We start from the raw sequence: 12,755 nt of genomic DNA on the forward strand, positions 1-12,755 counted from the left end.
CGGATCACGTTTAGCGATCCGGCTTGGCGGCGATCCCTCCCGTGACCGTGACCCCGCGCCCGGAGGAGACCGCCGATGGCCGGCCCCGTAGTTCAGAGCCCGACCTCGGTCCGCGCCCGGCGGGCCTCGGCGGCCGACACCGCCCGGCTCGCCGCCGAGGTCGGCCTGCCGTTCGTCGCCGCGGGTGCCATCGCCCGCCGTCGCAGGGTGATGGGTCTGCTCGAGCGAACTCAGGCCGACGCCCGCATCGTCGCCACCGTCGCGCGCCTACGCGAACGCTACGGCGACGCTCCCCTCACTTTCGCCCTGCCCGGGCGGACGCTCGCGGTGGTGCTCTCGCCGTCGGACGTCGATGCCGTGCTGAGAACCGGCGCCGGCTCCTACACCGCCGCGACGGTCGAGAAGCGCGCTGCCCTCGGTCCGTTCCAGCCCCACGGGGTGCTGGTCTCGCGCACCCCGCTGCGGGAGAGGCGCCGCGCCGTCAACGAGAGGGCGCTCGACACCGATCGGGACCTGCACCGGCTCGCCACACCGATGCTGCACACCATCGAGGAGGAGGCGAACGGACTGTTGCGCCGCGCCCGGGCGGAGGGGGGCCTGAGCGCCGCGGAGTTCACCCGCTCCTGGTGGCGACTGGTGCGCCGGCTCGTCCTCGGCGATGCGGCACGCAACGACGACACCCTCACCGATCAGCTGTGGCGGTTGCGGTCCGACGGCAACTGGGCCTACGCCCATCCCGTGCGCCATCGACTGCGCGACCGGTTCACCGAGCGGCTGCACGGTTACGTCGAGCAGGCTCCCGCCGGAACCCTCGCCGGTGCACTCGGTGAGATCGCCGAGCCGGCCGCGGTCGATCCGCAGGGGCAGATCCCGCACTGGCTGTTCGCCTTCGACGCCGCTGGCATGGTCACCGCCCGCACCCTGGCAGTACTCGCCACCCATCCTGTACAACGGGCACGGGCCCGCAGCGACATCGCCGCCGCCGGCCTCGGCACCCCCGCACCACTCGAGTACCTGCGCGGGTGTGTCCTCGACACCACGCGGCTGTGGCCGACCACGCCTGCGATCCTCCGGGATTCGACGGCCGACACGACGTGGAACGACGAGCGCGGCAGCTACACGATCCCGGCCGGGACCGGTTTCGTCGTGCTCGCACCCGCATTCCACCGGGACTCCGAGACACTGCCGTTCGCGAACCGGTTCGCGCCGGAGATCTGGGTCGACGGCGAGGCCGACCGGTATCCGGCGCTCGTCCCGTTCAGTGTCGGCCCGGCCGGGTGCCCGGGCCGCAATCTCGTCCTGTTCGTCACGAGCACCCTGCTCGCGCACCTGCTCGCCGGCGCCGAGTTCACGCTGACCTCCCGCCTGAAGCCGGATCCGGCGCGGCCGCTGCCGGCCACCCTGAACAACTTCGGACTGGAGTTCGCCGTCCGGTGACCGGCAGCGCGGCGGTGCCGCGGATCGCCGTCCCGAACCGCTACCGGACTTCGGGGTCACCTCGGTCGGGAGGGGCGGTGGGTGAGCGGGACCGCGCCCGACGGTACGCACGCGATGTCGTTCCCGGCCGATCCGGTTCAGCTCGGATGGTCGGCGCGCCACAGCCGGACCCGAAGCTCTACGCCACCCACGACGGCTCGATGGGCGAACCCGACTCCGCCGCACTCGGCACCGAGAAGGGACTCGTGGGGCAAAGTGAAGCAGGCTCTCGATCCCGAGAAGCCATAGCCCGCGACACGACGCCGGGAAGGGGCGGTGCGGCTCGGCCGCACCGCCCCTTCCCGGTTCCCCGGTCAGTCGCCGGGGGAATTCTCCGCGATCTCCGGGGCGTTCTCCCGTGTCGCCATGCCGCCGTCCTTGCCCTCGTCCACCGGGCCGGGGCGGCCGCCCTTGGGCTCGTCGTCCTCGTCCCTCGACTTCTTCTCCGTCACGACTTTCTCTCCATCGGGGTTACGCTCACGAGCCGGGACGATCGACGTCGCCGCGCCAGCCGCCGTCGGCCACGCCGCGCTTCTCGATGAACTCCTTGAAGCGCTGCATGTCGCCCTTGATGCGCAGGTCGAGCAGGCCGAGTTTGTCGGCGACGTTCTCCACGACTCCGTCGGGGTCGACATCCATCTGAGCGGTGACCCGCGTGGTGGACTCGTCGAGCCGGTGGAAGGTGATCACGCCGGCGTGGTCCGGACCGGCATCGGATTTCCACGCGACCCGCTCGTCGGGATGCTGCTCGGTGATCGTCGCGTCGAACTCCCGGGTTCCACCGGCGACCTTGACGACCCAGTGGGTATGGGTGTCGTCGATCTGACGGACCTGCTCGACGCCCTCCATGAAGCGGGGAAACTCCTCGAACTGTGTCCACTGGTCGTAGGCCGTACGGATCGGGACGTGGACGTCGACCGACTCGATGATCGTGCTCATGACGTTCCTTCCTGCCGCGACCGGCGCGGTCGCTCACCAGTGGGGCCTACCCCGTCCGGCGGGGCGGAAAACGCGGGAAGCCCAGGTGCAACGAGCCGGGACGGACCGGCACCGGCAACTCCGACTCCCCCGTCAGGAAGGTGTCCACCCCGTGCGCCGCCGCACGCCCCTCGGCGATCGCCCACACCACGAGCGACGCACCACGGTGAGCGTCGCCGCACACGAAAATCCCCGGGGTCGCGGTCTGCCAGTGGTCGTCGCAACCGAGGGTGCCCCGCTCGCCGGGGACCAGGCCGAAGTCCTCGAGGAGTGGTCCGCGCTGCACTCCTTCGAAACCGACTGCGAGGAGTGCGAGGTCGCAAGGGATTTCGAAGGTGTCCCCGCGGGGGGTGCGGCGCGCGTCCACCTCCGCCAGTTCGAGCGTCCGGACCCGCCCGCGGGACCCGAGGAAGTGCTGCACCGTCACCTCGAACCGGCGGGTCCCGCCCTCCTCGTGTGCCGGTGCCGTCCGCAGCACCCACGGCACGAGCGGCCACGGGGTGACGTCCTCGTCGCGGCGGCCGGGCGGGCGGGGCCGGTAGTCGAGCTGGGTGACGGACCGCGCGCCCTGCCGCAGCGCGGTGCCGAAGCAGTCGGTGCCGGTGTCCCCGCCACCGACGATCACCACGTGCCGCCCGGCGGCGCTGATCGGAGTGGGGCCGTCGCCCGCGCATTCGTGGTTGGCGGCGACGAGGAACTCCATCGCGGGATGCACCCCGGCGAGTTCGCGCCCGGGAACGGGCAGGTCGCGGGCGCGTCCGGCCCCGACCGCGAGAACCACGGCGTCGAATTCGGCCCGCAGAGCGGCGACATCCGGATCGATCCCGGCCTCGGAGCCGGTGCGAAACACCGTGCCCTCGGCGCGCATCTGCGCGAGGCGCCGGTCGACGAGGGCCTTGTCCATCTTGAACGCCGGGATGCCGTAGCGCAGCAGGCCACCCAGCCGGTCGGCGCGTTCGAGGACGGTCACGGCGTGTCCGGCCCGGGTGAGTTGCTGGGCCGCGGCGAGACCCGCCGGCCCGGAGCCGACGACAGCGACGGGTCTGCCGGTGCGGCGGACCGGGGGACGCGGCGGCACGCGGCCGTCGGCCCACGCCCGGTCGGCGATCGCCCGCTCGATCCGTTCGACGGTCACACCGGCGGCGTGGTCGTCCCGGGCCAGCACGCAGGCGGATTCGCACGGCGCCGGGCACAACCGGCCGGTGAACTCGGGGAAGTTGTCGGTGGCGTGCAGCCGGTCGGCGGCCTCGGCCCAGCGGTCGCGGCGCACCAGGTCGTTCCATTCGGGGATCAGGTTGCCGAGCGGGCAGCCCGTGCCGGCGCTGTGGCAGAACGGGAGTCCGCAGTCCATGCAGCGGGCGGCCTGTTCCCGGATCGTGCGGAGCTCCTCGTCCGGCGACTGCGCGCGGTGCACCTCGGCCCAGTCGCGCACGCGTTCGTCGGCCGGCCGGCGCGGCGGGTCGCAGCGGTCGTAGCGCAGGAATCCGCGGGGATCAGGCACCGTCGGCTCCGATCGGGGCGGGTCGTTCGCGAGCGGCCGCGCGGATCCGGAGCAGGTCCTCGGGCACCACCGCGGTGAAGCGCCCCGCGCTGTCGGCCCAGTCGGCGAGCAGCTGCCCGGCGACTGCCGATCCGGTGCGTGCGCGGTAGCGGGCGATCAGGTCCCGCACCTGCGTGAGATCGGCGGGGTCGACCGGTTGCAGTTGCACCGAGTCGGTGTTGACGCGGCCGGGGTCGAGGTCGAGGACGTAGGCCAGGCCGCCGGTCATGCCGGCGGCCAGATTGCGGCCGGTGGGTCCGAGGATCACGACGCGGCCGCCGGTCATGTATTCGCAGGCATGGTCGCCGGTGCCCTCGCACACGGCATCGGCGCCGGAATTGCGCACGGCGAAGCGCTCTCCCACCCGCCCGTGCAGGAACAACTCGCCGGAGGTCGCCCCGTACAGGACTGTGTTGCCGGCGACGATCTGCTCGTGCGGGTCGAACGGCGCGGACGTGTCGGGGCGCACCACCACGCGCCCGCCGGACAGGCCCTTGGCGACATAGTCGTTGGCGTCGCCGGTGACGGTGAGGGTGATCCCGACGGGAAGGAAGGCGCCGAGGGACTGTCCGGCGCTGCCGTGCAGGTCGATCCGGACGGTGTCGTCGGGCAGACCCTCGGGGCGCCGTCGGCCGGCGGTCCAGCCGAGCAGGGTGCCGACGGCGCGGTCGCGGTTGGTGACGGTCCCGGTCAGATGCACGGGCCGGTCGTGGTCGAGCGCGGGGCCCGCGCGGGCGATCAGGTCCCGGTCCAGCGGCGCGTCGGGTGGTCCGGCGGCCGGACGGGTGCGGCGGCGCTGCGGGGGCGCACCGAGGGCGTCGGCCGGCGGGGTGAACAGCGGCGCGAGATCGAGGCCGCGGCGACGCCAGTGCGTGAGCGCCGCGTCGGGTTCGAGCAGGTCGACCCGGCCGACGGCGTCGTCGAGGCGGGCCAGGCCCAGCGCCGCGAGTCGCCGGCGCACGTCCGCGGCGACGAACCGGAAGAACTGTTCCACGAATTCTGCTCTGCCCGTGAACTTCTCCCGGAGCTCGGGATTCTGGGTGGCGATCCCGACGGGGCACGTATCGAGATGACACACCCGCATGAGGATGCAGCCGAGGACCACCAGCGGCGCCGTGGCGAACCCGAACTCCTCGGCGCCGAGCAGTGCCGCGATCAGCACGTCCCGACCGGTGCGCAGACCGCCGTCGCACTGCACGGTGATGCGGTCGCGCAGACCGCTCAGCACGAGGGTCTGCTGGGTTTCGGCGAGCCCGATCTCCCACGGGGTGCCGGCGTGCTGCAGGGCGGTGAGCAGGGCGGCCCCGGTGCCACCGTCGTGGCCGGAGATCAGGACCACGTCGGCCTGGGCCTTGGCGACACCGGCGGCGACGATCCCGACGCCGACACCGCTGACCAGTTTGACATGGATGCGGGCCTGCGGGTTGGCGCACCGCAGGTCGTGGACGAGTTCGGCGAGGTCCTCGATGGAGTAGATGTCGTGGTGCGGCGGTGGGGAGATCAGGCCGACGCCCGTTGTGGCATGCCGGGTGCGGGCGATCCACGGATACACCTTGTGACCGGGAAGCTGGCCGCCCTCACCGGGTTTCGCACCCTGCGCCATCTTGATCTGGAGGTCGGTCGCGTCGGCGAGATAGCCGGCGGTGACGCCGAAGCGTCCGCTGGCGACCTGTTTGACGGCGCTGCGCCGCAGCGGGTCCCCGAGCCGGTCGCGGTCCTCCCCACCCTCCCCCGAGTTCGAGCGGCCACCGAGCCGGTTCATCGCGACGGCGAGGGCCTCGTGTGCCTCCCCGGAGATCGACCCGTAGCTCATCGCCCCGGTGGCGAAGCGGCGCACGATCTCCTCCTCCGGCTCGACCTCGTCGAGGGGGATCGGCTCCGCGGCGACGGTGCGCAGCAGTCCCCGCAGCGTGGCGCCCGCGGCGGCGAGACGGTCGACCTCGGCGCAGTAGCGCGCGTAGACGTCCGCCCGTCCCGTCCGGGTCGCGTGCTGCAGCAGGAACACCGTCTCGGGGGTGAACAGGTGGGGTTCACCGTCGCGCCGGTACCGGTATACGCCGCCGGCTTCGAGAAGAGTGTCGGCACAACGGTTCCCGAAGGCCTGCCGGTGCCGGCGACGGGCGTCGCGGGCCAGGTCGGCGAGCCCGGCGCCGCCGAGGCGGGAGACGGTGCCGGGCAGGTACTCGTCGACGACCTCCCGGGCGAGGCCGACAGCCTCGAACGTCTGCGCCGCCGTGTACGAGGCGACGGTCGAGATGCCGAGTTTGGCCATCACTTCGCGGACACCTCCGACGAGGGCGCGACGGTAGTTCGCCGCGGCCGCCGCCGGGTCCGTGCCGGGAATGCGCCCGGCGGCCGCGAGTGCGCGCACGGTGTCGAGGGCCACGTACGGGCAGACCGCCGCGGCGCCGAACCCGACGAGTGCGGCCACGTGGTGGACCTCGCGCGCGTCACCGGATTCGGCGATCAGCGCGACGCGGGTGCGCCGCCGGGTGCGGACGAGGTGGTGGTGCACGGCGGAGACGGCGAGCAGCGACGGGATCGGAACGCGGTCCGGACCGCACCCGCGGTCGGTGACGATCAGGATGCCGCGGCCGTCGTCGAGGGCGGCGTCGGCGGCGCGGCGCAGAGCGGCGAGTCCCGCGGCGAGGGCCTCGCCGGGGTCGCCGCCGGCCGCGAAGTGCGCGGGCAGGGCCCGCGAGGCGAGGCCCGGACGCGGCCCGCCCGGGCCGAGCGCCGCGACGGCGGCGAGTTCGTCGCAGTCGAGCACCGGACCGGGAAGTACCAGTTGCCGGCACGACTTCGCGGACGCGTCGAACAGGTTGTCCTCCGGGCCGGCGATGCGCCGCATCGAGGTGACGACGCGTTCGCGGATGGCGTCCAACGGCGGGTTGGTGACCTGGGCGAACAGCTCGACGACGTAGTCGTAGAGCAGCCGGGGGCGCGGCGACAGCACTGCGGGGGCGATGTCGGCGCCCATCGAACCGAGCGGTTCCGCACCGGTCGCGGCCATCGGTTCGAGCAGCACCTCGAGGTCCTCGCGGGTGTAGCCGAACAGCCGGTGGTCGCGGTCCGGGTCGCGGTCCGCGGCGCGGTGCCCCGCCGGACGGGGCAGATCCGCCAGGTCGATCTGCCCGTCGCGCAGCCACCGGTCGTAGGGGCCGGCGGCGGCGAGGGTGTCGAGCAGTTCGTCGGGCGGGAGGATGCGCCCGGTGGCGGTGTCGACGAGGAGCATCCGGCCCGGCTCGAGCCGGGCCTTGTGCACGATGTGTTCCGGTGGCACGTCGAGCATTCCGGTCTCGCTGCCGAACAGGACCCGGTCGTCGACGGTGCGGCACCACCGGCCCGGCCGCAGCCCGTTGCGGTCGAGCACGGCACCGAACAACCGGCCGTCGGTGAAGGGCAGGCACGCCGGCCCGTCCCACGGTTCGAGCAGTGCGGCGTGGAAACGGTGGAAGGCACGGCGCCGGGGATCGAGGTCGGGCGCGTTCTCCCAGGCGGGCGGGACGAGCATGGTCACCGCGTGCGGCAGCGAGCGCCCGGCGAGGTGGAGCAGTTCGAGAACCTCGTCGAGGGTGGCGGAGTCGGACATCTCGGGGGTGCAGAGCGGAAACAGGCGGGTCAGGTCGCCGGGGAGCAGTCCGCTGCGCAGGAGCCCCTCCCGTGCGCGCATCCGGTTGCGGTTGCCGCGGATGGTGTTGATCTCGCCGTTGTGGGCGCTGTACCGGAACGGCTGCGCGAGCCGCCACGACGGGAAGGTGTTGGTGGAGAAGCGGCTGTGCACGAGTGCGATCGCGCTGGCGCAGCGCCGATCGCGCAGGTCGGGGTAGAACCCCGGCAGTTGCTGTGCGGTGAGCATGCCCTTGTAGACGACGGTGCGGGCGGACAGCGACGGAAAGTAGACGTCGCCGGTGTGCTCGGCGCGGCGCCGCAACGGATACACCCGCCGGTCGAGGTCCACCCCGGCGGGCCGGGCGCCGCCCGTACCTGCGGCGACGACGAACAGCTGGCTGATGTGAGGACGGCACGCCTCGGCGGTGCGGCCGAGGCCCGCCGGGTCGACGGGAACCTCACGCCAGCCGAGGATCTCGAGCTCCTCCTCGGCTGCGAGCGCGTGGATCCGGTCGCGCGCCGTCGCCCGGGCGCGTGGGTCGCGCGGCAGAAAGCACAGGCCGGTGGCGTAGTCCCCGGGCGGCGGCAGCTCGACGCCGGCGACGGCGGCGAAGAGCGCGGTGGGGAGGGCCAGGGTGATGCCGGCGCCGTCCCCGCTGGCGGGTTCCCGGCCGCTGGCGCCGCGGTGGCCGAGGTTGCGCAACGCGGTGAGCGCGTCGGCGACGGTGCGATGTGTGCTGCGGCCGTGCAGGTCGACGACCGCGCCCACGCCACAGGAATCCGATTCGCGGGCGGGATCGTAGAGTCCGCGGGCCTCGGGCATCCCGGAATGCCGCACCGGTCCACCTCCACGTCGCCGGTGTGGGGCGACGTCACGCGTCGTCGGATGAGCGGCCCCGACGGGGTCGCCACGACGGGCGTGCGCTGCGGTGCGGGTGGCCGGACCAGGTCCGCCCGACGATCGAACCGGGGATCGGTCCCGGTGGCGGTCAGTCTACGCGCGCGGCGGCCGGCCGCGCGAGATGCGCGCCCGGCCGCCGGACGGATGGGTCAGGGCCGTAGCGGACGGCCGTCGGAGTCGCGGACGCTACCGGTGAGCATCATGATCCCGTCGATGACGGACCACACCCAGATCACCGGCATGATCACGAAGCCGATCAGGACGATCGCCAGCAGGCCACCGATCCACAGCCCGAGCAGCTGGATGAGGCCGACAGCGGTGCTCCCGAGGTAGAGCCGACCGACACCGCAGATCCCGACGAAGGGAAGCAGCAGTTGCAGCAGACCCGCGGTGGTCTTCGACTTGTCCGAGTACGGTTCGCCGGTCGCCGGGTCCCGTCCGTACGGGGCGGAGGGATCGCCGTAGGCACCGTATCCGGGTGACCCGTAGCCGGAGGGCCCGTAACCGGAGGATCCGTAGCCCTGCGAGGAGGGCGGCGGGTACTGCGGGGCGCTCTGGAACTCCGGTGCACTCTGGAACTCCGGTGCGCTCTGGAACTCCGGTGCGCTCTGGAACTGCGGGTCGGGCGTGCCGTAGACGGGTCCGGTGCCGCCGTACTGTCCGCCGGTCTGTGCCTCGGACTCGTGCGCGGTGCCGTACTGCGCTTCGCTCGACGGCGGCGGATAGCTCGGCGTGGTGCCCCAGCCCGGGCCGTTGCCCATGCCCGCATAGGTGTTCCAGCCCGGCCCCGCCGTACCCCAGGTGGACGCGGTCGACTCGGTGGTGGGCGGCGGAACGGACAGCGACGCCTGGGCGGTCGGATCGTAGTCGGCGGTGCCCCCGAACGTCGGCAGTTCCTCTGTGGAGGCCGGCTCGCCGGTGCGTGGTGCGGCGCCCGCCCCGGCCGCGGGAGCGTCCGCGGCGTCGGACTGTTTGCGCAGGTCCGGTCCCGCGGAGGTCTCGTCCTTCTTCCGCAGATCCGGGCCCGTGGGCTCCGGGGATCCCGGATCGGAGGTGGGCTCCGGGGATCCCGGATCGGAGGTGGGCTCCGGGGATCCCGGGTCGGATGTGGTCACGACTTGTCCCCTTCGTTCTCGCTGCGCATGCCTGACTCGACCTTACCGCCGGCCTCGGCCGGTGCCACGGACCCGGGCGCACCGTCGCGCTGCTCGTCGTCGGGGGTCCCGGCGGCGCCACCGGCCGCGGCGGCCTCGGCTGCGCCGCCCGGACGGCGGGATTTCAGTTCCTCCGGCGCTTCCCGGCCCTTGCGCGCGACGACGACGTAGGCGACGGCGAGGACGAACACGATGGCGGAGGTGAAGGAGTTGATCCGGATCCCGGCGATCTCGGTGGCCGGATCGGACCGCATGAGTTCGACGAAGAACCGGCCCGCGCTGTATCCGGCCACGTAGAGCGCGAACAGCCGGCCGTGTCCGATGCGGAATCGCCGGTCGACGAGCACGAGCAGCAGCACGACGAGCAGATTCCACACCAGCTCGTACAGGAACGTCGGGTGCACCACCGCTGCGACCTGACCGGTGGAGATTCCGTCGATGAGGTCCGGGCTCGTGAGTCCCGCGTCGTTGCGGCGCTCGTAGATCTCGAGGCCCCACGGCACGGTCGTCTCTCGGCCGTAGAGTTCCTGGTTGAACCAGTTGCCGAGCCGGCCGATGGCCTGGGCCAGCAGGATCGCCGGCGCCAGCGCGTCACCGAAGGCGGGCAGGGGGATGCCGCGGCGACGGCACCCGATCCAGGCGCCGACCCCACCGAGGGCGACCGCCCCCCAGATCCCCAGCCCGCCCTGCCAGATCTTCAGCGCGTCGACCGGGTCGGCGCCCGCAGCGAAGTACTTCTGCCAGTCGGTGGCGACGTGGTACAGACGCCCCCCGATCAGGCCGAACGGCACGGCCCACACCGCGACGTCGAGCACAGTGCCGGGCTCGCCGCCGCGGGCGACCCAGCGGCGGTCACCCCAGAAGATCGCGACGACGATCCCGACGATGATGCACAGGGCATAGGCCCGCAGCGCGATCGGCCCGAGGTACCACACCCCCTGCGGTGGACTGGGCAGATACGCCAGGACGGTGGCGGCGGGTACGGCGGTGGAGGTCACGTGGCCACGCTAGCCGAGCGCACGCCCTCCGCGAGTTCCGTGGTGAGCGCGCGCAACGCGTCGGCGCCCTGCGCCACGGCGGCCACCAGCGCCGAGCCGACGATCACCGCGTCGGCGTAGGCGGCGATCTGGGCGGCCTGGTCCCGCGACCGCACGCCCAGGCCGACACCCACGGGAATTTGCGAGTGTTCGCGCACCCGGGCGACGAGTTCGGGCGCCATGTCGGAGACGGCGTCGCGGGCGCCGGTCACGCCCATCGTGGAGGTGGCGTAGACGAATCCGCGGCAGGAGTCGACGGTCGTGGCGAGACGCTCGGCGGTCGAGGACGGGGCGACGAGGAAGATGCGGTCGAGCCCGTGCCGGTCCGCGGCCGCGATCCACTGCGCTGCCTCGTCCGGGATGAGATCCGGGGTGATGATGCCCAGTCCCCCGGCGGCGGCGAGGTCGCGGGCGAACTCGTCGATCCCGTACTTGAGGACGATGTTCCAGTAGGTCATCACGACGGCGTGGCCGCCGGCGGCGGCGACGGCCTCGACGACGCGGAACACGTCCCGCACCCGGAAGCCCGCCGTGAGCGCTTCGTCGGCGGCGGCCTGGATGGTGGGGCCGTCCATCACCGGGTCGCTGTAGGGGATGCCGACCTCGACGATGTCGCACCCGGCCTGCACGAGCGTTTCGAACGCCTCGATCGAGCGCGGCAGGTCGGGGTATCCGGCGGGGAGATAGCCGACGAGCGCGGCCCGGTTCTCGGCCTTGCATCGGGCGAAGACCTCGCCGAGGCGGGACTGCGACTGCTGGGCGCTCACTGCGCGGATCCTTCCGTCGTGTCGGGGGTGGCGGGGTCGGCGGGAAGGAGCCCGAACCACCGCGCGGCGGTGTCGACGTCCTTGTCGCCGCGGCCGGACAGATTGACCAGTACGATCGCGCCGGAGCCGAGTTCGCGGCCCAGTTTCAGGGCTCCGGCGACGGCGTGCGCCGACTCGATGGCGGGAATGATGCCTTCGGTGCGCGAGAGCAGCGAGAACGCGTCCATGGCCTCGGTGTCGGTGACGGGCCGGTAGTCGGCGCGGCCGATGTCCTTGAGGTAGGAGTGCTCGGGTCCGACGCCGGGGTAGTCCAGGCCGGCGGAGATCGAGTGGGACTCGATGGTCTGCCCGTCCTCGTCCTGCAGCAGGTAGGAGTAGGCGCCGTGCAGCGCGCCGGGCGTGCCGCCGGTGATGGTGGCGGCGTGCCGGCCGGTGTCCACACCGTCGCCACCGGCCTCGAAGCCGACCAGGCGGACGCCGGGGTCGTCGATGAAGGCGTGGAAGATGCCGATGGCGTTGGACCCGCCGCCGACGCAGGCGGTGACGGCATCGGGCAACCGTCCGGTGAGCGCCTGCACCTGTGCGCGCGCCTCCAGGCCGATGATCCGCTGGAAGTCGCGCACCATCATGGGGAACGGGTGCGGTCCGGCGGCGGTGCCGAAGCAGTAGTAGGTGTTGTGGGCGTTGGTGACCCAGTCGCGCATCGCCTCGTTGATCGCGTCCTTCAGGGTGCGCGAGCCGCTGGTGGCGGCGACGACCTCGGCGCCGAGCAGGCGCATCCGGGCGACGTTGAGCGCCTGTCGTTCGGTGTCGACCTCGCCCATGTAGACGACGCAGTCGAGGCCGAGCAGCGCGCAGGCGGTGGCGGTCGCGACGCCGTGCTGCCCGGCGCCGGTCTCGGCGATGACGCGGGTCTTGCCCATCCGCTTGGCGAGCAGGGCCTGCCCGAGCACATTGTTGATCTTGTGTGAGCCGGTGTGGTTGAGATCCTCGCGCTTGAGCAGGATCCGGGCGCCGCCGGCGTGGTCGCTCAGCCGTTTGGCCTCGTACACCGGGGAGGGCCGGCCGGTGTAGTCGCGCTGCAGCCGGTCGAGTTCGTCGAGGAACCCGTTGTCGACCCGCGCCTTGTCGTATTCGGCGGTGACCTCCTCGATGACCGCCATCAGCGCCTCGGGGACGAACCGCCCGCCGAAGACCCCGAAGTGGCCGCCGGGGTCGGGTTCGTGCGCGCTGTGCTCGGCCACTGCGGCGCTCATGCGGGGCAGACCGCGGCCCTTGGCGGAAAGTACG

9 protein-coding genes are annotated in these 12,755 nt (G+C 72.7%); 1 reads left to right on the plus strand and 8 read right to left on the minus strand.

Annotated features, from left to right (window positions below):
• Positions 1–75 precede the first annotated feature (75 nt).
• Positions 76–1,437, plus strand: coding sequence for a cytochrome P450 (locus AC2IPW_RS13765; RefSeq protein ID WP_486375045.1), 1,362 nt, complete (start codon positions 76–78; stop codon positions 1,435–1,437).
• 353 nt (positions 1,438–1,790) lie between these two features.
• On the opposite strand, the gene AC2IPW_RS13770 is transcribed toward AC2IPW_RS13765, so the two are convergent.
• The 8 genes from AC2IPW_RS13770 to trpB form a co-directional block, all read right to left on the minus strand.
• Positions 1,791–1,928, minus strand: a complete 138-nt coding sequence (locus AC2IPW_RS13770) for a hypothetical protein (protein ID WP_003935784.1) — start codon at positions 1,926–1,928, stop codon at positions 1,791–1,793.
• A 25-nt stretch (positions 1,929–1,953) separates the two neighbouring features.
• Entirely contained in the window at positions 1,954–2,415 is a 462-nt protein-coding gene (locus AC2IPW_RS13775; RefSeq protein WP_486375046.1) for an SRPBCC family protein, read from the minus strand.
• A 46-nt stretch (positions 2,416–2,461) separates the two neighbouring features.
• Positions 2,462–3,955: a glutamate synthase subunit beta gene (locus AC2IPW_RS13780; protein WP_486375047.1), complete on the minus strand. Its 1,494-nt coding sequence runs from the start codon at positions 3,953–3,955 to the stop codon at positions 2,462–2,464.
• On the minus strand, positions 3,948–8,444 hold the full coding sequence (gene gltB / locus AC2IPW_RS13785) for a glutamate synthase large subunit (RefSeq protein WP_486375048.1): 4,497 nt from the start codon (positions 8,442–8,444) through the stop codon (positions 3,948–3,950). Before gltB ends, AC2IPW_RS13780 begins: the two co-directional genes overlap by 8 nt.
• 212 nt (positions 8,445–8,656) lie before the next feature.
• Positions 8,657–9,622, minus strand: a complete 966-nt coding sequence (locus AC2IPW_RS13790) for a TM2 domain-containing protein (RefSeq protein WP_486375049.1) — start codon at positions 9,620–9,622, stop codon at positions 8,657–8,659.
• Entirely contained in the window at positions 9,619–10,659 is a 1,041-nt protein-coding gene (lgt, locus tag AC2IPW_RS13795; protein WP_003935789.1) for a prolipoprotein diacylglyceryl transferase, read from the minus strand. Before lgt ends, AC2IPW_RS13790 begins: the two co-directional genes overlap by 4 nt.
• Entirely contained in the window at positions 10,656–11,465 is an 810-nt protein-coding gene (trpA, locus tag AC2IPW_RS13800) for a tryptophan synthase subunit alpha (protein WP_003935790.1), read from the minus strand. Before trpA ends, lgt begins: the two co-directional genes overlap by 4 nt.
• On the minus strand, positions 11,462–12,721 hold the full coding sequence (gene trpB, locus AC2IPW_RS13805) for a tryptophan synthase subunit beta (protein WP_052033944.1): 1,260 nt from the start codon (positions 12,719–12,721) through the stop codon (positions 11,462–11,464). The genes trpA and trpB overlap by 4 nt, the downstream gene beginning before the upstream one ends.
• Positions 12,722–12,755 lie beyond the last annotated feature (34 nt).

Source organism: Rhodococcus sp. NS-SX18, from assembly GCF_057367935.1.